Source organism: Streptomyces sp. NPDC047853 (assembly GCF_043204535.1).
Classification (GTDB): domain Bacteria; phylum Actinomycetota; class Actinomycetes; order Streptomycetales; family Streptomycetaceae; genus Streptomyces.
This window is the reverse complement of sequence record NZ_JBIDCI010000002.1, coordinates 15,765-35,146: the sequence shown is the minus strand read 5'-3', so window position 1 is coordinate 35,146 and position 19,382 is coordinate 15,765. Positions and strand designations below refer to the sequence as shown.

The 19,382-nt window shown below is 71.6% G+C and carries 14 protein-coding genes; 4 read left to right on the top strand and 10 right to left on the bottom strand.

Annotation, left to right across the window (positions count from 1 at the left end):
* Positions 1–70: 70 nt before the first annotated feature.
* On the top strand, positions 71–2,596 hold the full coding sequence (locus ACGF5T_RS04085) for an ATP-dependent Clp protease ATP-binding subunit (RefSeq protein ID WP_053134935.1): 2,526 nt from the start codon (positions 71–73) through the stop codon (positions 2,594–2,596).
* Positions 2,597–2,678: 82 nt separating this feature from the next.
* On the opposite strand, the gene ACGF5T_RS04080 is transcribed toward ACGF5T_RS04085, so the two are convergent.
* The gene (locus tag ACGF5T_RS04080; protein WP_366768903.1) at positions 2,679–5,642 is read right to left on the bottom strand and encodes an NACHT domain-containing protein; all 2,964 of its coding nucleotides are present in this window, start codon (positions 5,640–5,642) and stop codon (positions 2,679–2,681) included.
* Between the two features lie 43 nt (positions 5,643–5,685).
* Entirely contained in the window at positions 5,686–6,378 is a 693-nt protein-coding gene (locus ACGF5T_RS04075; protein ID WP_356612616.1) for an HAD family acid phosphatase, read from the bottom strand.
* Between the two features lie 577 nt (positions 6,379–6,955).
* Here ACGF5T_RS04075 and ACGF5T_RS04070 point away from each other — a divergent pair.
* Entirely contained in the window at positions 6,956–7,636 is a 681-nt protein-coding gene (locus ACGF5T_RS04070; RefSeq protein ID WP_366768905.1) for a M23 family metallopeptidase, read from the top strand.
* Positions 7,637–7,646: 10 nt separating this feature from the next.
* Here the strand turns inward: ACGF5T_RS04070 and ACGF5T_RS04065 are convergent, their stop codons facing one another.
* Positions 7,647–8,246: a helix-turn-helix domain-containing protein gene (locus tag ACGF5T_RS04065; RefSeq protein ID WP_356612612.1), complete on the bottom strand. Its 600-nt coding sequence runs from the start codon at positions 8,244–8,246 to the stop codon at positions 7,647–7,649.
* 158 nt (positions 8,247–8,404) lie between these two features.
* Here ACGF5T_RS04065 and ACGF5T_RS04060 point away from each other — a divergent pair, with 158 nt between their 5' ends.
* Complete coding sequence (locus ACGF5T_RS04060) at positions 8,405–10,009, top strand: MDR family MFS transporter (RefSeq protein WP_361011743.1); 1,605 nt, start codon at positions 8,405–8,407, stop codon at positions 10,007–10,009.
* A 169-nt stretch (positions 10,010–10,178) separates the two neighbouring features.
* Here the strand turns inward: ACGF5T_RS04060 and cseC are convergent, their stop codons facing one another.
* From cseC to ACGF5T_RS04035, 5 genes are all read right to left on the bottom strand, one after another.
* Positions 10,179–11,615, bottom strand: a complete 1,437-nt coding sequence (gene cseC, locus ACGF5T_RS04055) for a two-component system sensor histidine kinase CseC (RefSeq protein WP_361011740.1) — start codon at positions 11,613–11,615, stop codon at positions 10,179–10,181.
* A gap of 24 nt (positions 11,616–11,639) precedes the next feature.
* Positions 11,640–12,344 carry a two-component system response regulator CseB gene (gene cseB, locus ACGF5T_RS04050; protein WP_366768906.1) on the bottom strand — a complete coding sequence of 235 codons (705 nt, stop codon included), beginning with the start codon at positions 12,342–12,344 and terminating at the stop codon, positions 11,640–11,642.
* A gap of 346 nt (positions 12,345–12,690) precedes the next feature.
* Positions 12,691–13,356 (bottom strand): hypothetical protein, encoded by a 666-nt coding sequence (locus ACGF5T_RS04045; RefSeq protein ID WP_366768907.1) that lies wholly within the window; start codon positions 13,354–13,356, stop codon positions 12,691–12,693.
* On the bottom strand, positions 13,344–13,883 hold the full coding sequence (locus ACGF5T_RS04040) for a SigE family RNA polymerase sigma factor (protein ID WP_053134953.1): 540 nt from the start codon (positions 13,881–13,883) through the stop codon (positions 13,344–13,346). Before ACGF5T_RS04040 ends, ACGF5T_RS04045 begins: the two co-directional genes overlap by 13 nt.
* Positions 13,884–14,180: 297 nt before the next feature.
* Positions 14,181–15,242, bottom strand: coding sequence for an A/G-specific adenine glycosylase (locus tag ACGF5T_RS04035; protein WP_366768908.1), 1,062 nt, complete (start codon positions 15,240–15,242; stop codon positions 14,181–14,183).
* Positions 15,243–15,704: 462 nt separating this feature from the next.
* Between ACGF5T_RS04035 and ACGF5T_RS04030 the strand changes: the two genes are divergently transcribed.
* Positions 15,705–16,553 (top strand): hypothetical protein, encoded by an 849-nt coding sequence (locus ACGF5T_RS04030; protein ID WP_366768909.1) that lies wholly within the window; start codon positions 15,705–15,707, stop codon positions 16,551–16,553.
* Positions 16,554–16,679: 126 nt separating this feature from the next.
* Here ACGF5T_RS04030 and disA read toward each other — a convergent pair whose 3' ends face one another.
* Both disA and radA read right to left on the bottom strand, forming a co-directional pair.
* Complete coding sequence (gene disA, locus ACGF5T_RS04025; RefSeq protein ID WP_356612599.1) at positions 16,680–17,804, bottom strand: DNA integrity scanning diadenylate cyclase DisA; 1,125 nt, start codon at positions 17,802–17,804, stop codon at positions 16,680–16,682.
* Positions 17,805–17,884: 80 nt separating this feature from the next.
* On the bottom strand, positions 17,885–19,294 hold the full coding sequence (radA, locus tag ACGF5T_RS04020) for a DNA repair protein RadA (RefSeq protein ID WP_356612598.1): 1,410 nt from the start codon (positions 19,292–19,294) through the stop codon (positions 17,885–17,887).
* Positions 19,295–19,382 lie beyond the last annotated feature (88 nt).

Below are 19,382 nucleotides of genomic sequence, written 5' to 3'. Positions count from 1 at the left end.
GACTAAGCTGCGGAAGGACAGGGAGGGGAAGTTCCCCTTACTGCCTGACCGCTCTGAGGAGCGATTAACGATGTTCGAGAGGTTCACCGACCGCGCGCGGCGGGTTGTCGTCCTGGCTCAGGAAGAAGCCCGGATGCTCAACCACAACTACATCGGCACCGAGCACATCCTCCTGGGCCTGATCCACGAGGGTGAGGGTGTCGCCGCCAAGGCCCTTGAGAGCCTCGGGATTTCGCTCGAGGCGGTCCGCCAGCAGGTGGAGGAGATCATCGGGCAGGGCCAGCAGGCCCCGTCGGGTCACATTCCCTTCACCCCCCGTGCCAAGAAGGTCCTGGAGCTGTCGCTCCGCGAGGCCCTCCAGCTCGGTCACAACTACATCGGCACGGAGCACATCCTGCTCGGCCTGATCCGTGAGGGCGAGGGCGTCGCCGCCCAGGTCCTGGTCAAGCTGGGCGCCGATCTCAACCGGGTGCGGCAGCAGGTCATCCAGCTGCTCTCCGGCTACCAGGGCAAGGAGACCGCCACCGCCGGCGGTCCTGCGGAGGGCACCCCCTCCACGTCCCTGGTCCTCGACCAGTTCGGCCGGAACCTCACCCAGGCCGCTCGTGAGTCCAAGCTCGACCCGGTCATCGGGCGCGAGAAGGAGATCGAGCGGGTCATGCAGGTGCTGTCCCGCCGCACCAAGAACAACCCGGTCCTGATCGGTGAGCCCGGCGTCGGCAAGACCGCCGTCGTCGAGGGCCTCGCGCAGGCCATCGTCAAGGGCGAGGTGCCCGAGACCCTCAAGGACAAGCACCTCTACACCCTGGACCTCGGCGCGCTGGTCGCCGGCTCCCGCTACCGCGGTGACTTCGAGGAGCGCCTGAAGAAGGTGCTCAAGGAGATCCGCACCCGCGGCGACATCATCCTGTTCATCGACGAGCTGCACACGCTGGTCGGTGCGGGTGCCGCAGAGGGCGCCATCGACGCCGCGAGCATCCTCAAGCCGATGCTGGCCCGTGGTGAGCTCCAGACCATCGGTGCCACGACGCTGGACGAGTACCGCAAGCACCTGGAGAAGGACGCGGCCCTCGAGCGCCGCTTCCAGCCGATCCAGGTCGCGGAGCCGTCGCTGCCGCACACGATCGAGATCCTCAAGGGTCTCCGTGACCGGTACGAGGCCCACCACCGCGTCTCCATCACGGACGAGGCCCTGGTCCAGGCGGCCACCCTCGCCGACCGCTACATCTCGGACCGCTTCCTGCCGGACAAGGCGATCGACCTGATCGACGAGGCCGGCTCCCGGATGCGCATCCGCCGGATGACCGCGCCGCCGGACCTGCGCGAGTTCGACGAGAAGATCGCCGGCGTCCGCCGCGACAAGGAGTCCGCGATCGACTCGCAGGACTTCGAGAAGGCCGCCTCCCTCCGCGACAAGGAGAAGCAGCTCCTGGCCGCCAAGGCCAAGCGGGAGAAGGAGTGGAAGGCCGGCGACATGGACGTCGTGGCCGAGGTCGACGGCGAGCTGATCGCCGAGGTCCTCGCGACCGCCACCGGCATCCCGGTCTTCAAGCTCACGGAGGAGGAGTCGTCCCGCCTGCTGCGCATGGAGGACGAGCTCCACAAGCGGGTCATCGGCCAGGTCGACGCCGTCAAGGCGCTGTCCAAGGCGATCCGCCGTACCCGTGCCGGTCTGAAGGACCCGAAGCGTCCGGGTGGCTCGTTCATCTTCGCCGGCCCGTCCGGTGTCGGTAAGACCGAGCTGTCCAAGGCGCTCGCCGAGTTCCTCTTCGGTGACGAGGACGCGCTGATCTCCCTCGACATGTCGGAGTTCAGCGAGAAGCACACGGTCTCGCGTCTCTTCGGTTCGCCCCCCGGCTACGTGGGCTACGAGGAGGGCGGCCAGCTGACCGAGAAGGTCCGCCGCAAGCCGTTCTCCGTCGTCCTCTTCGACGAGGTCGAGAAGGCCCACCCGGACATCTTCAACTCGCTGCTGCAGATCCTGGAGGACGGTCGCCTGACCGACTCCCAGGGCCGGGTCGTGGACTTCAAGAACACGGTCATCATCATGACGACCAACCTCGGCACCCGGGACATCTCCAAGGGCTTCAACCTCGGCTTCGCCGCCGCGGGCGACACGAAGACCAACTACGAGCGCATGAAGAACAAGGTCCAGGACGAGCTCAAGCAGCACTTCCGGCCCGAGTTCCTCAACCGCGTCGACGACGTGGTCGTCTTCCCGCAGCTCAGCCAGGCCGACATCCTGCGGATCGTCGACCTGATGATCGACAAGGTCGACGAGCGCCTCAAGGACCGGGACATGGGCATCGAGCTCTCCCAGTCCGCGAAGGAGCTGCTGTCCAAGAAGGGCTACGACCCGGTGCTGGGTGCGCGTCCGCTGCGCCGCACCATCCAGCGCGAGGTCGAGGACACGCTGTCGGAGAAGATCCTCTTCGGCGAGCTGCGCCCCGGTCACATCGTGGTCGTGGACACCGAGGGCGAGGGCGAGACCCAGACCTTCACCTTCCGCGGCGAGGAGAAGTCGGCCCTCCCCGACGTCCCGCCGATCGAGCAGGCGGCCGGCGGCGCCGGTCCGAACCTGAGCAAGGAGGCGTAGCCCTCCGGGGGTGAGCCTGGAAAGGGGCCGCACCGAGACCAAGGTCTCGGTGCGGCCCCTTTCACGTCCCGTCCGTCCGCCTTCAGGACACGGTGATCACGGCGCGGGGGAAGAGGACGGCCAGCCGGGCGGCGTCACCGCCGCGGGTCCTGGTCACCCGGACGGTACGCACGCCGGGCAGCGCGGGCAGCGCGGGCGGCTCGTCCAGGCCTTCGACGAGGTCCGAGGCGTCGATGTCCACGGAGTCCAACCGCGGCAGCAGGGACATCTCCACCCAGTCGGCCGGGACGACGTGATGGCCCTGCAGGGTGAGGCGCTCGAGCGTGGACCAGTGCGACAGGCCCCGGAGCCCGGTGTCCATGGTGGTGAACCGGCCGAGGTGGAGCTCCCGCAGGGGTGCCGCCACCGGAAGCGCATCGGTGAGCCGGCTGCCCGGGAGCCGCAGCAGCAGGGAGAGCCGCCCCAGCGAGTCGAGGGCGTCCAGGCCCGTGACATCGGTGGTGCCGCGGACCGTGAGGCCTTCGAGTCGTAGCGCGGTGAGGCGGTGCAGACCCCGTGCGTCCCCGCAGTCCGTCAGGGAGAGGTGGCGCAGGGACGCGAAGGCGATCAGCGGGTCGAGGTCGGTCAGCTCGGTGTTCCGCACGAAATGGAGCGTCTGGATCGTCTCCGGCCGCGGCACGGCTCCGAGGATGTCGGCCACCGCGTGCGGTCCCTCGAACCGGAGCAGACTCCACGGCGGCCGCAGGTCCGCGAGAGCCGCGCGCTGCCCCTCCGTCGTGCACGTCAGGAACAGCTCCGTCCGGTCCAAGTGGTCCAGTACCTCCCTCGCGTACCCGAGGGGATCGAACCGGCCCCACGTGCCGACCAGCTGCCGCCGCACGCCGAGTGAGGGGTGCCCGCGGAACCGGCGGAGCACCGCGAGCGCCCCGTCCGGCTCGTGCGCCGCCAGCAGCGATGCCGTCACCGTGACCCCGTGGGCCTCCGCGTCCGTCAGTCCCTCCGGACCCGGCAGCAGCTCCAGGACCAGGGGCCCCGCCTCGGCCAGGGCCCTCGCGTCCTCGGTCGACCGCGGCGGGATCAGCGCCCCCGCCCGTGCCTCCACCTCCGCCCGTACCGCCGGGTCGAGGGCGGTGGCGTGCTCCAGGCAGGCCAGGGCCAGCAGCGTCAGGCGCGGGGTGTCCCGCGCCAGCAGCCGGCGCAGCAGCATGGCCCGCTCCCCGGGCCGGGCGTGGGCCACCGCCATGCGGATCACGTCCTCCCAGTGGGGGTCGTCCGCACGGCTCGCGATGACGTCGAGGTGGCCCTCCTCGACCGCGTACCGGGCGCCGAGATAGTCCTGGAAGGTGCGGTGGACGAAATGCAGGGAGTCCTCGCCGGGCCGCCGGAGCAGCCCGCTCCGCAGCACGAGGGCCCGCAGGACCGTCACCGCGTCGCCCTGCCCCGCCGCCGAGGCGATCGACGGCAGCGAGCGTTCCACGATTCCTTCGGCCGTGGCCAGGTCCATCTCCGTGCGCCCGCTCAGCACCAGCGCGTAGGCCAGCCGCTGGAGCAGCTCCAGCTGTGCCTCCTCGCCGAGTTCCACCGCCTCCATGCCCCGCTCCCGGTCCCGGCGGGCCAACAGCATCGTCAGGGCGGCGTCGTACAGCTCCTTGCGGCCGGTCGGGAGGTAGCCCCTTCGCTCCCGGTGCAGGGCGCAGATCAGGCCGCACATCAGCGGGTTGGTGGCGAGGCGGGCCAGGTCGCGCTTGGTGTGCAGGGCGTCCAGCAGTCTCGCCTCGTACGCGGGGGCGTCGGCCGCCGCGTGCCAGCGCCGTACGAAGGTGGTGAGGTCGGCCCGGCGCATCGGGGCGAGGGTCAGTTCCCGGAAGCCCTCGGCGACCAGCCAGTCGGGGCGTACGGCGGTGGGCCGGGAGGTGAGCAGCCAGCGGTTGCCGGGGAAGGCCCGGATCAGGGCGAGGAGCCAGTCGCGGGCGCGGTGCCGGTCGGCGGCGGGGATCTCGTCCAGCCCGTCGATCAGGAGCAGGCCGCGGCCGGCCGTGAGAACGCGCTCCGCCCAGCCGTCGGGCGGGGTGAGCGGGCAGCCCACCGCGGTCAGGAAACCGGCGGGGGACGGAAGGGCGCCCGCGCGGACCAGGGTCCGCAGCGGGAGGACGTACGGGATGCGGTCGCCGTCCCGCGCGGCGGTCACCGCCAGCCACTGCACGAGCGTCGTCTTGCCGGAACCCGCGTCGCCGCGCAGGAGCAGCCGGTCGCGGGTGCGCAGTGCGTCCTCGGCCGGCACACGGACGGTGTGCGCCGGATCGGCCGGCTCGCCGGCGAGGGCGGCGCCCTCCTCCTCGCCGGTCGCCTCCAGGCTCAGGTAGGCGACCTCCAGGGGCCATCTGTCCGGTGAGTCCCGCAGGTCGATGCCGTAGATGGTGAGGTGGTTGTGCCGCTCGGCGATGTGGGGCAGGTACCGGCGTTCGAAGGCGGTGTCGCGGGCGTCGGGGCGCGGGGTGCGGGCGATCAGCTCGTCGACCCTGGCGATCAGCTCCGCGTGCCACCGCGACTGCTCCACCAGGGTCCGGGCGACGAAGGTGGAGCGGCGGGTGAAGAACTCCAGGATGTGCAGGCAGGCCCACTCCGTCACCGAGTCGAGGAAGTAGCAGGCGTCGGCGGACAGACCTCCGGTGGCCGAGGGCGCCCGGTACCCCAACTGCTTGGCCAGCTCCTGGTGACCCAGGCGGACGGCCTGGACGTCGTCCATGTCCAGGTCGCCGAGGGTCAGCAGACGAACCGTCAGGGCGGTGGTGACCGCCTCCGTCTCGTCCGGCGGGAAGGGCGGCTCACCGGGGGAGTCCAGGGAGTCCCCGACCAGCCGCCCCGCGAGCCTGCGCACCTCCTTCTCCCCGAGGGTGCGCTGCTCGCCCCGGAAGGAGACCAGGTGGGTCAGCCGGACCGGTCGGTCGACCAGCCCGGCGCCGGGCCCGCCCGTGACGAACAGCTTCCTCACCAGCGGGGCGACCAGGCTGGACGCCAACTTCCCGCCGAGTACCGCCGGTTCCATGCGCCACCCCCGTGGTCGGTCGACCTCGGGAGCCTACCGGGGGTCAGGACAACTGGCCGTCGTAGTCCGGCAGCTTGAACGTCTTCTCGGCGTGGCCGCCCGACAGGTCGGTGGCGCTGTTGCCGATGTTCGCGATGATCGTGTAGCCCTTGGACTCGATCTTGGCGCGCTGGGCGGTCTTGTACTCGGCGACGTCGCGGAACAGGTCGAGGAAGCCGCGCACGTACAGGCCGGAGGACTCGTAGCCGGCGTGGTCGAGGTTCCACTCGGTGGGCGCCGAGATGATGCCCGGCCGGGCGGTCACGAAGAACAGGGCGACGCCGTGGTCCTGGGCGTACTCGGCGGCTTCCAGGACCGGCCGGTTGGCGGGCTGGGGGTAGCTGAAGCCGAAGTCGGTCTCCAGGGAGGTGTTGTCGATGTCGAGGACGATGGCCTGCTTCTCGCCGGGCCGGCTGTCGGCGATCCGCTCCTTGAGGTACGGCAGTGCCTGGTCCATCACGGCCCGGCAGTCCTTCTGCCACGTGTCGTAGCCGACGTCGGCGGCGGACGCGGCCACCGGCGCCGCAGCGGGCGTCGCCGGGGCGGACGCCGCCCGGGCGGGCCGCGTGTCGGCGGGGGTGGCGGCGACGGCCGGTACGACCGTCGCGGTGAGCGCCGCAGCGGTGACGGCGGCCGTGCCCGCGGCGCGCTTCCAGGCGTGCCGGGTCTGTCTCGTCTGTCCGGTCTGTTCGGTCATGGGGGGTTGGGGTCCTCTCATGCCTGCGCGAATACCTGACGGCAAAGTTGTCGCGAGCATGCTCACCTGAGCAAGTGGCCGTACGGCAACGATTGGGTTACTGGGCGGTAGGTGTCTGGTTCGCGCGTCCGGGAGGGTCCGCGGCGGAGGGAAAAGGCCCCTTTTGCGTGACCCCGACCACGTTCCGGGCCCCCATGAACCCCCTTGTGCGATGGGCGGGTTAGGCCGGAAGGGAGTAGCCCCGGTCACATCACGGGGGGTCTCGACCGCGACCGCCGGTGATGTGCCGCACAGGTGATCCGGGGTGTACTACGCGGAATAGGGGAGGCCGCAAGAACGACGAAAACGGACAGATCGGACGAGGGGTAGGGGGGTTTTCCGGGGCCCTGAGCTGGTTTTGTCCGTAATGGCGGCTCTGTCAAGAGTCGGGAAGTTTCCTCAACAAGTACTAAATAACGTCGTAGGTCACACCTTTGTGCGGTTCGGGCCGGTCGGGTTACCAAGGTGGAGCCCGCCCGGTGAGCGCCTCGGCGTCACGCCGGAGGGCACCCCCCGTTCCCGTCCCCATGAGGTTCGAATGTTTCCGCGTGTCACGTCCCGTTCTTCCCGTACGACCATCCGCACCCGCGCCGCGGTGATGGCCGCCGGCCTCGGAGCCTCGGTCGCACTGGGAGCCGGGGTCGCGGCCGCCACCGGCACCACGGCGGCTTCCACCTCCTCCACCACGGCGAGCGCCGTCGAGGCCCAGGCCGCGGCGCAGGCCAAGGCGGCGCAGGCCGAGAAGGCCACGAGCGCGAAGACCGTCGCCGCCAAGAAGACGGCCGCCAAGAAGAAGGCCGCCTCCTGGGTGGACCCGGTGAAGAAGTACACCCTCAGCGCCAGCTTCGCCCAGAACGGCGGCATGTGGGCGAGCAAGCACAGCGGCCAGGACTTCGCCGTGCCGATCGGCACCAACGTCGTCGCCACGCACGGCGGCACCGTGGTCAAGGCCGGCGGCAACGGCGCCGGTGACGGCCCCGCCTACGGCAACGCCGTCGTGATCAAGCACGGCAACGGCACGTACTCCCAGTACGCGCACCTGTCGAAGGTCAACGTGAAGGCCGGCCAGATCGTGAAGACCGGCCAGTCGATCGCCAAGTCCGGCAACACCGGCAACTCCAGCGGTCCGCACCTTCACTTCGAGATCCGTACGACCCCGAACTACGGCTCGGCCGTCGACCCCGTCGCCTTCCTGCGCGACAAGGGCGTGACCGTCTGACCGTGACCGGTCAGGAGCCGTCGGCTCCCCGGTGCGCCTGGGTCACCAGACCGGTGGCGACCTCGAGAACGGCCGCGCGCTTCTTCTCGGGGTCGCCCTCCAGGTCCTGGAGCACGAACATCCCGGCGTGCAGCGTGAACAGCGCACTCACACAGCGGACCTGGTCGACCAGGTCCGCTTCCGGGTCTATGAGGATGTCGCGCAGACCGAGCATGCGGGTCTTGAACATCTCGCCGATGCGCAGGTCCCGCACCGTCGCCTGGTTCTCCTGCATGAAGCGGAAGAGCGGCGCGGCGGCCGCCAGGGCCTCACCGTAGCGGCGGACGATCTCCTGCTTGGTTTCCAGCGTGTGCGGCTGCCGCGAGCCCCAGGCGATCAGGTCCTCGATCGGCCGCGAGAGATCCTCGAAGATGCTGACCAGGATCTCTTCCTTGGTCTTGAAGTGGTAATAGAGCGCCGCCTTGGTGACGTCCAGGCGCTCGGCGATCTCGCGCAGCGAGGTCTTCTCGTACCCGTGCTCGGCGAAGAGCTCCAGTGCCACGTCCTGGATGCGCTGGCGGGTGTCCCCGCGGCGCCGCTGCTGCTTGGTGCTGTCCATCGTGCCGCCCATCCTCCTACGCACCTCCTGTTCCGCGCACATGCGGGACCGCCCCGGACGCCTTTCCGAAAAACTTACTTGACGCCCGGCTAGTTACGCGTCTACTTTCCCGAGTGTAGTCAACTTGCCGGTCGGCAAGTAAGTGGCAGTGGCTGGGGGAGTGAAGGGCAATGGCGGACACAGCGGCGGCAGGGACCGTGGAGAAGGACGGCAAGCAGCCGAGGAGCGTGCGGGTGGTGCTGCTCGCGCTCATGATCGCGATGATGCTCGCGATGCTGGACAACATGATCATCGGCACCGCGATGCCCACCATCGTGGGCGAGCTGGGCGGCCTGGAGCACCTGTCCTGGGTGGTCACCGCCTACACCCTCGCGACCGCGGCCTCCACCCCGCTGTGGGGCAAGCTCGGCGACATGTACGGGCGCAAGGGCGCGTTCATGACGTCGATCGTCATCTTCCTGGTCGGCTCCGCGCTCAGCGGCATGGCCCAGGACATGGGTCAGCTCATCGGCTTCCGTGCCGTCCAGGGACTCGGCGCCGGTGGTCTGATGGTCGGCGTCATGGCCATCATCGGCGACCTCATACCGCCGCGTGAGCGCGGCAAGTACCAGGGCATGATGGCCGGCGTCATGGCGCTCGCGATGATCGGCGGACCGCTGGTCGGCGGCACCATCACCGACCACTGGGGCTGGCGCTGGTCCTTCTACATCAACCTGCCGCTCGGCGCGGTCGCGCTGGTCGCCGTCAGCGCCGTGCTGCACCTGCCGAAGAAGCGCAGCGAGGCGCGCATCGACTACCTGGGCGCCGCACTGCTCACGGTCGGCATCACCGCGATCGTCCTCGTCACCACCTGGGGCGGCACCGAGTACGCCTGGACCTCCGCGCGGATCATGGAGCTGATCGGCATCGGCGTCGCCGCGCTGGTCGGGTTCGCGTTCTGGCAGACCAGGGCCGCGGAGCCGATCGTGCCGCTGCACATCTTCCGCAGCCGCAACTTCACGCTGATGTCCCTCATCGGCTTCATCACCGGCTTCGTGATGTTCGGCGCCACCCTCTTCCTGCCGCTCTACCAGCAGTCCGTGCAGGGCGCGTCCGCCACCAACTCCGGGCTGCTGCTCCTGCCGATGCTGGGCGCGATGCTCGTCACGTCGATGGTGGCCGGCCGGGTCACCACGAACACCGGGCGCTACAAGATCTTCCCGCTGGCCGGCGGTGTCCTGATGACCGTCGGGCTGTACCTGCTGTCGCTGATGGACACCGACACCAGCCGCTTCACCTCCGGCGTCTACATGGCCGTCGTCGGCCTCGGCATGGGCTGCCTCATGCAGATCACCATGCTGGTGGCGCAGAACAGCGTGGAGATGAAGGACATGGGCGTCGCGTCCTCGTCCACCACCCTCTTCCGCACCCTCGGCTCCTCCTTCGGCGTCGCGATCATGGGCGCCCTGTTCAACCACCGGGTCCAGGACGTCATGACCGAGCGGGCCGGCGCACTGGGCTCCAAGGTGACCGAGCAGTCGGCGCAGCTGGACGCGGACAGCCTGGCCAGGCTGCCGGAGGCGGCGCGCGAGGCGTATCAGCACGCGGTGTCCTCCGGGACGCACGGGGCGTTCCTGCTCGGCGCCGTCGTGGCGGTGCTGGCCCTGGTCGCGGCGGTCTTCGTGAAAGAGGTCCCGCTGAAGGGGGCCGGCCCGAAGACGGCGGACGGCCCGGACGACGCGGGCGGCGACGAGGACGGGGCCACGGCGAAGAGGCCGGTGACCGAGTCGGTCTGACCCGCACGACGCGGGGTCGCGCATTACGCGGGGTCCCGCATTACGCGGGGACCCACACCACGCAGGGCCCCGCACCACGCGCGATCCCGCACCACGCAGGGCCCCGGGGCAAGCTCCCCGGGGCCCTGCGGTGTGTCATGGAGTGTGTCATGGACCGGGACTTCGCCTGCTAGGGCCTGTCGGACAGGCCCTGGGGCCGCCGCCCGCCCGGGGAGCCGATGTGGGCGCGGTCCGGCAGCATCGGGTAGCTCCCGGTGTTCGTCGGCGCGTGCTCCGGCAGCCACAGGACGGCGACCGCCCCCTCGGCCGGCACGTGCTCGGGCGCTCCGGCGGGCCGTACGTTGCGGAAGGTGAGCCGCGCCCCCAGGACCCGCGCCTGGCCGGCCGCGATGGTCAGGCCGAGCCCGTGACCGCGGCCGGCCCGGTCCGTGCTGCCGGTGCGGAAGCGGCTCGGCCCCTCGGCGAGCAGGGCCTCGGGGAAGCCGGGACCGTGGTCGCGGACCCGGATCACCCGGCCCTCGACGCTGACCTCGACGGGCGACCGGCCGTGCCGGGCGGCGTTGGCGAGCAGGTTGAACAGCACGCGTTCCAGACGGCGCGGGTCGGTGGTGACCTCCGACTCGTGCACCACGTGGACCGCGACGGCCGGGTCCTTGGCCGCCACCCGCCGGGTCACGAAGTCGCCCAGCATGATGTCCTGGAGCTCGGCCCGCTCGGAGGCCCCGTCCAGCCGGGCCACCTCCAGGACGTCCTCGACGAGCGTGCGCATCGCCTTCGCCCGGTCCAGCACCAGCTCGGTCGGCCGGCCCGGGGGCAGCAGCTCGGCGGCGGTCAGCAGCCCGGTCACCGGAGTGCGCAGCTCGTGCGCGATGTCGGCGGTGACCCGGCGTTCGGCCTCCAGCCGCTTCTGCAGGGCGTCCGCCATGGCGTCCACGGCGCTCGCCAGGTCGTCGGTCTCGTCCCGGACGACCCCGCCGATGGCGTCCCGGACGCGGACGTCGGGCTCACCGCCCGCGACCCGGTGCGCGGCGGTGGCGGCCTTGCGCAGCCGGCGCGACAACTGGCCGCCGATGAGCACGCCGAGCGCGCTGCCCCCGAGGACGACCGCGATGGAGCCGATGACCAGGGCCTGGTCGAGGTCCTTGAGGATGTCCGCGCTGCGGTCGGTGAACCCGGAGTGCAGGGACATCACGTGCCCGTCCTTCAGCGGCACCGCCGCCCAGATGTCCGTCACCCCGTCCGCCCCCTCGGAGACGTACGTCGCCCGCCGCCCGTCCTCGACCTTCCTGCGCAGCTCGGCCGGCAGCTCGGGGTCGTCGATCTGGGCGTTGGGGAAGTTCTGCCGCCCGGACAGCTCGTAGTTGCGCTGGGCGATCAGGACCCGGTCGTCCGCGAGGTCGCGCGCGTTGTCCAGCATCGACACCCGGGCCGCGTTGTGCACGACCAGGCTCAGCGCGATCGCGACCAGCGCGCCGACCAGCGCGATGGCGGCGCTGAGTTTCCAGCGCAGGCCGGTACGGATGCTCAGCGCACGGTTGCCCGGCCCTCTGCGGTTGCCCGGGCGCCCCGGTGGCGAGGCGGTCGGGCGTCGGAAGAACCTCCGCATGTCCCTGTGTCCCCGTATCCCCGCTCAGGCCTTCAACTTGTAGCCGAAGCCGCGGACCGTCTCGATCCGGTCCTGGCCGATCTTGGTGCGCAGCCGCTGCACATGGACGTCGACGACGCGGGTGTCCCCGCCCCAGCCGTAGTCCCACACCCGTTCCAGGAGCTTGTCGCGGGAGAGCACCGTGCCCGGCGCGGAGGAGAACTCCAGCAGCAGCCGCATCTCGGTCGGGGTCAGCGCCACCGGCCGCCCGGCCCGGCGCACCTCCATGCCCTCGGTGTCGACCTCCAGCTCACCGAAGGTCAGCAGGCCCCCGGTGTCCGCGCCGGCCCCCGCGTCCGACCGGTCGCCGCCGCCCGCGTGACCGAAACGGCGCAGCACCGCCCGGATCCGGGCGACCAGCACGGCCCCGTCGAACGGCTTGGTGACGTAGTCGTCGGCGCCCGCCTCCAGTCCGAGGACGACGTCGATGGAGTCCGCCCGCGCCGACAGCATGATCACCGGCACGGTGGACTCGTTCCGGATCCGGCGGCACAGGCTGACCCCGTCCAGGCCGGGGACCATGACGTCCAGCAGCGCGATGTCGGGGCGGTCGGCCCGGAACGCCTCCAGGCCCGACAACCCGTCGGGCATCGCGGTGACCGCGAAGCCGTCCCGCTCCAGGGCGAGCTGGGTCGCCTCGCGGATGACGTCGTCGTCCTCGACGAACAGGACGTGTGTCTGGTCTGCCATCCCGGTGCTCTCAGTCCTCGTGTGCCGTCACTGGGGAGACGCGGGGAGCGCGCGCCGCGTTCACTTCTCGGTCGGTGTTCATGTCTCCATCGGTCCGAGCGGCCCGCTCGGTTCACGGGGGCGTCCGGTGCCCTGCGCGGGGGGTGTCTCGTGGGTTTCCCGACGGTGTCCGCGCGCGTCGGGTCTTCGTGCGCCTCGGGTCTTCGTGCGCGCCAGGTGTCCGGGCCCGTCGGCCGTCCGGGCCCGCGGTCGTCACCCGCGGGCAGACCGTCCGTGTGCGTCGGCGTCACGTGCGGACGCCGTCCACCACGTCGGCCGTCACCCGCGCGCCGGCCGTCCGCGCGCGTCAGCTGTCCGGCTCCGGAGCCGGTGAGGGCGCGCTGCCGACCGCGTTGCTGTAGTCGTTGTGCGTGCGGTACTCCTCGGTGAACCGGTTCGAGGCCCAGCGGTACGTGATCACGTTCTCGGCGGACGGACTGGACACCGGGTCACCCTTCTCGTAGACCTGCTTGGTCACCACCAGGTCACCGCGGTCGATCTCCGCGTAGACCGGGGGCTCCTCGGCCTTGAACACATTCTGGTACGCGCCCCCCTCCTCGCGGTACACGTAACTGCCCACACCCACCGCGTCACCGCACGTCAGCACGTTGACGACGACGTCCTCCGCCGAGCCCCCGGTCACCTTCCCGTACGACACGTCGACGGGGTACTGGTCGGCGACACACGGCTTCAGCTCGCGCTTGACCTCCGCGGAGACCTCGGGATCGGTCTTGACCAACCGCACCGCGTCCACGCGGTCGGGAACCTTGGAGGGGGAGGCCGCGGGCGTGGAGGAGGCGGCGCCGCCGACCGTGTCCGCGTGGGCCGGGCCCTCGTCGCGGGCGCCGGTGCCACCGGCTCCGCACCCGGCGAGGGAGACGCCGAGGGCGACGAACACGGCCAACGCCGTACTCGCCGCCTGCACGCTCTTCCGGGCCTCCCCGGGTGATCGACCGACGGTCAGGCCGCGCAACGCTCCCGCTCCTCACGCTCCAGCGCCCGTGCGTCCAGATCGCGGGCGACCAGCTCCTCGCGGAGCCGGGCGAGCGCCCGGTGCAGCGTGCTCTTGACCGTACCGGCCGACATGCCGAGGGCGGCGGCCGTCTCCTCCGTTGACATCTGCTCCCAGTGTCGCAGCACCACGACACTGCGCTGCTTCGGGGCGAGCACCTTCATGACGTCCATCAGCAGGGCGCGGTCCGCGTGCTGCTCGGTCGAGTCGTCCACGCAGGACTCCGGGAGCTGCTCGGTCGGCACCTCCTCCAGCTTCCGCGCCCGCCACCACTCGGTCCGCGTGTTGATCATCACCCGGCGCAGGTAGGCGTCCGCCAGCCGCTTGTCCTCGATGGTCGACCAGCGGCGGTACGTCCGGGCCAGCGCGGTCTGCAGCAGGTCCTGGGCGTCGACGGGGTCGGGGACCAGGCGCCGTGCGCTGCGCAACAGCGCGTCCTGCCGGGTACGGACGTACTCCTCGAACTCGAGCACCTCGCCCTGCGCCATGGTCAACCGCCTTCCGATCCCCGTTCCGGCGGCCTTGCGCACCGCCGGTCCCACTGCCTGTGGTCCGTAGTCGTCCCGTGCCCTGGGGGCACACAAACGAAGGTAGGGAAGCGTTGTCACGGCGCTGTGCGAAGCAGCCTGCGGCAAACCCTCGGCTGTCCGTCGGTTGTGTAACGGAGGCGGGAACCGGACCGAGCGATGGGGTACTTGCGGGGGATGGGTGGCGATTTGTCCGTCGATGCCGCTGTCACGGAAGCCGTCGCGGCACGGTGTCCACCGGTGTGCCGCGGCCGTGCGTCAGCTCAGCGGCAGCCGGTACGTCCCGTCCGCCAGCGGCTCCACCAGACCGTCGGCGACGAGGCCGTCCAGCGCGCGGGCGCGCTGGACCGGTTCGTGCCACACCTGGTCGAGGGCCGACTGAGGCACCGGCACGTGCGCGTCCCGGAGCACCGCGAGCAGCCGGCCGCGCACCTGCCGGTCGGTGCCGGCGTACGTCTGACCGCGCCGCGGCGGTCCGTCGTGGGCGGGCTTGCCGGCCAGCCGCCAGGCGCACTGGCCCGCGATCGGACAGCGGTGGCAGGACTCGTTCTTCGCCGTGCAGACGAGGGCGCCCAGCTCCATGGAGGCGGCGGCCCAGCGCGCGGCGCTCGCCTCGTCGTCCGGCAGCAGCGCCCGGGCCAGCTTCCGCTCGGCGGCGGTGGTGGCGTTCGGCGGGTACTGCACGCCGGTGACCGCGCGGGCGAAGACCCGGCGGACGTTGGTGTCCAGCACGGCGTGCCGCTGGCCGTAGGCGAAGGAGGCCACCGCGGCGGCCGTGTACTCCCCGATGCCGGGCAGCGCCAGCAGCTGCGCGTGGTCCGCGGGTACGTCGCCGCCGTGCCGTTCCGTTATGGCCGCGGCGGCGCCGTGCAGGCGCAGGGCGCGGCGGGGGTAGCCGAGCCGGCCCCAGGCGCGGACGGCCTCGCCGGGCGCTTCCGCGGCGAGGTCGGCGGGGCGCGGCCAGCGGGCCAGCCACTGTTCGTAGACGGGCAGGACGCGGCTCACCGGCGTCTGCTGGAGCATGAACTCACTGACCATCACCCCCCAGGCGCCGGCTTCCGGGCGCCGCCAGGGCAGGTCGCGGGCGTGCTCGTCGAACCAGTCGATGACGGGGGCGTGCAGCGGCACACCGGAGGCGTCCGGCTCTCCGGCCGGGGCGGGGCCCGGGACCGTGGCGGTGTCCGGGGCCGGGGCTTGGTCCGGGGCCGGGGCCTGGTCCGGGACGGTGTCCGGGGCGGCCAGCGCCTGGTCCGGGGTGCGGGGCGGGTTCGCGGCGGGGTCGGAGGGGCCGTCGTGCGAGGGCTTCGTGGGCGCAGTCATGACCCTCCGATCCTGCCACGGGAGGACCGCCGCGCGGGTGCACCACCACCCTGTGGCGGGCGGGACACCCGACGACCGACGCGGGCACCGCACGGCCGAGGGCCTCCAGCACCGGCAACCGACCGCTTCCGGCACCTGACCGCTTCCGACACCCGACCGCTTCCGACACCCGACCCCTGCACCACAGCCATGGCCACAGGTGCAAGCGCCGCGATCGCGAACCGGTGAGGAGGTGTCCGGGGGGAGCCGGTGTCGCCGCCGCGCCACGCGTCGTCCCCCGAAAGCCGTGTTCACGGACGGTAAGCGGTCCCCGGATTCGGTGACACCCTGCGATCAAGGCGCACCGCGCCCGACGATCGGCGGGGGGTCGGGACCGTCTCCGGGATGATGATCCGTAAAAGTTGCTGCCCCGAACGGCGGGTGGGACAAGGGAACGCGCCGATCTCTCGTACAGTTTGCGCCGTGGGATCTCTGCGCAATCCGGTCGGGCCGCTTCCCTCCTCCATCTACTGGCGACGGAGGGCCGTACTGCTGTCCCTGCTCGCTCTGTTGGCACTGCTGATCACCTTGATCGTGGTGTCCGGCGGCGGTGACGGCGGCAAGGGCCGTGAGGACGGCGCCGACGGCAAGAACCCGGCCCCTTCGATCACTCCTGGACCTTCGGGCTCCGGGCCGGCGATCAGTCAGGCGCCGGGCGGCCGTGACGAGTCGGGCAGCGGGGACTCCAGCGGTTCCGGATCCGGTTCCGGCTCGGGGTCCGGGAGCGGCGACGGTTCCGGCGACGGTTCCGGTTCGAGTGGTGGGGCCGGTGGTGCCGGCGGCTCCGGCGGTGCGGGCTCCGGTGGTTCGGCGGGCGGTGCGGCGACCGGCGTCGGCGCGGGTGACGCGCTGCCGGGTGGCACCAGCCTCCCCAACTGCACGTCCGGAGCGGTCAAGTTGAGCCTGCGGAGCGTCCGCAACAACTACGCGCCCGGTGAGACCCCCACCTTCGAACTGACCGCGCGGAACACCTCTGGCAGCGACTGCAAGGTCGATCTCGGCCCCAAGCGCGCGGTGTTGACGATCACGCCGGCCGAGGGCGAGGACGCGTACTGGTCCTCCGACGCCTGCGTCAAGGGCGCGGGCAGCCTGCAGTACCGGGTGGCGGCCGGCAGCGGCATCACCTACACCGTGAAGTGGGACCGCAAGCCGAGCGCCGAGGAGTGCGGGACGCCGCCCGCGGGGTCGGCCAAGGCGGGGACGTACCTGGTGGAGGCCAAGGCGGCCGGATTCGAGAAGGTGCGGACGTCGTTCGTGCTGAAGAACGACTGACGCGGGCCCCCGCGGGGGGCCTGACGCAGGGCCCTCGCGGGGACCTGACGCAAAGCCCCCGGGGGGACCTGACACAAGCCCCAGGCTCGGCGCCCCGGGCCCGCCCCGGACGCGCCTCTCGCGGCCTCAGACGTAGCGCTCCAGGATCGACGACTCCGCGAGCCGCGACAGGCCCTCCCGCACGCTGCGCGCCCGCGCCTCACCGACGCCGTCCACCGTCTGGAGGTCGTCCACACTGGCGGCGAGCAGCTTCTGCAGTCCGCCGAAGTGCTCCACCAGGCGGTCGATGATCGCCCCGGGCAGCCGCGGCACCTTCGCCAGCAGCCGGAAGCCGCGCGGCGACACCGCCGTGTCCAGGGTCTCCGGTGAGCCGGTGTAGCCCAGGGCACGGGCCACCGTGGACAGTTCGAGCAGCTCGGCGTGGCTCAGCTTGTCCAGCTCGACGAGCGCCTCGTCGACGGTGCGGGAGCGCTTGGCGGTCGGCTCGGGCACGTAGTCGCGCACGACCAGTTCGCGCTCGGGTTCCACGCCGGCGATCAACTCGTCCAGCTGGAGCGCCAGCAGACGCCCGTCCGTGCCCAGCTCCACCACGTACTCGGCGATCTCGGTCGCGATGCGCCGCACCATCTCCAGCCGCTGGGACACCGCCGAGACGTCGCGGACGGTGACCAGGTCCTCGATCTCCAGCGCCGACAGCGTGCCCGCGACCTCGTCGAGGCGCAGCTTGTAGCGCTCCAGGGTCGCCAGCGCCTGGTTGGCGCGGGACAGGATCGCCGCGGAGTCCTCCAGAACGCGGCGCTGGCCGTCGACGTAGAGGGCGATGAGGCGCATGGACTGGGAGACGGAGACGACCGGGAAGCCGACCTGCTTGCTGACCCGGTCCGCCGTACGGTGGCGGGTGCCGGTCTCCTCGGTGGGGATCGTCGGGTCGGGGAGCAGCTGCACGCCCGCCCGCAGGATCTTGCCGAGGTCCGAGGAGAGCACGATGCCGCCGTCGAGCTTGCACAGCTCGCGCAGCCGGGTCGCCGTGAACTCGACGTCCAGCACGAAGCCGCCCGTGCACATCGACTCGACGGTCTTGTCGGAGCCCAGCACGATCAGACCGCCGGTGTTGCCGCGAAGGACCCGTTCCAGGCCGTCCCGCAGGAGCGTGCCGGGCGCCACCGCGCTCAGCGAGGCGCGCATCAGGCCATCGGCACCGGCACTCCCACCGGACTTTCCGGGAGCTGCTGCCCGGTCGTTGGCTGCCACTGCACTCCTCCGGTCGCAGGTCGTCTGGCGCTCCCGTGTCGCACACTCGGTCGTACGGACGGACGAGACCAGGGCAAAGTCTACCGGCGGTCCTCCTCGTCCCGTGGGGCCTCTCGCCGACGCGAGCGCGGAAGCACCCGCAGGGCGTCCCCTATGTCCGCGACCTCCAGGACCTTCATACCGTCAGGGACCCGTCCGGGGTCGGTCGGTACCAGGGCGTGGGTGAAGCCCAGGCGGTGCGCCTCGGAGAGCCTGCGCTGCACGCCCGTGACCCGTCTCACCTCTCCGGCGAGGCCGACCTCGCCGATCGCGACGAGGTTCTTGGGCAGCGGGGTGTCGCTCGCGGCACTCGCCAGCGCGAGCGCGACGGCCAGGTCGGCGGCCGGCTCGGAGAGCTTCACCCCGCCCACCGTCGCGGAGTAGATGTCCCTTTTGCCCAGCGCGCTGATGCGGCCGCGCTGTTCCAGGACGGCCAGCATCATGGAGACGCGGGAGGTCTCCAGACCGGACGTGGTGCGCCGGGGGGACGGGATCTGGGAGTCGACGGTCAGCGCCTGCACCTCGGCCACCAGCGGACGGCGCCCCTCCAGCGTGACGGTCAGACAGGTGCCGGGCACCGGCTCGGCACGCCGGGTGAGGAACAGACCGCTCGGGTCGGTCAGGCCGGTGATGCCCTCGTCGTGCAGCTCGAAGCAGCCGACCTCGTCGGTGGTGCCGTACCGGTTCTTGACGCCCCGCACCAGCCTCAGGCGGGCGTGCCGGTCGCCCTCGAAGTGCAGCACGACGTCCACGAGGTGCTCCAGCAGCCGCGGGCCCGCGATGGCGCCGTCCTTGGTGACGTGACCCACCAGCAGGGTGGACATCCCGCGGTCCTTGGAGGCGCGGATCAGCGCCCCCGCCACCTCCCGCACCTGGGCCATGCCGCCGGGAGCGCCGTCGATCTCGGGAGAGGCCACGGTCTGCACGGAGTCGAGGATCAGCAGCGAGGGCTTGACCGCGTCCAGGTGGCCCAGCACCGCCGCGAGGTCGGTCTCGGCGGCGAGGTACAGGTGGTCGTCGATGGCCTTGATGCGGTCGGCGCGCAGCCGGACCTGGCTCGCCGACTCCTCACCGGTGACGTAGAGCGTCTTGTGCTCCTCGCTCGCCGACTTGGCCGCCACGTCCAGCAGCAGGGTGGACTTGCCGACGCCGGGCTCGCCCGCCACCAGCACCACGGCGCCCGGCACGAGTCCGCCGCCGAGCACCCGGTCCAGCTCGGGCACGCCGGTCGAGCGCGCGGTGGCCTGCCGGCCGTCGACCTGGCCGATGGGCAGCGCGGAGGTGGTGACGCGCCCCGGCGTCGTCGTACGTACCGCGGGCGCGCCGTACTCCTCGACCGTGCCCCACGCCTGGCATTCGGGGCAGCGGCCGAGCCACTTGGCCGTCTGCCAGCCGCACTCGGTGCAGCGGTAGGACGGCCGGTCCTTGGTGGTCTTCGCACGGGCAGCCATGCACGAACCGTAACCGCCCCCACTGACAACGCGGTCCGCCCGCCTGCCCCGCCCGCCCGCCCGCGTGCCGACCGGCCCCGGCCCCTCG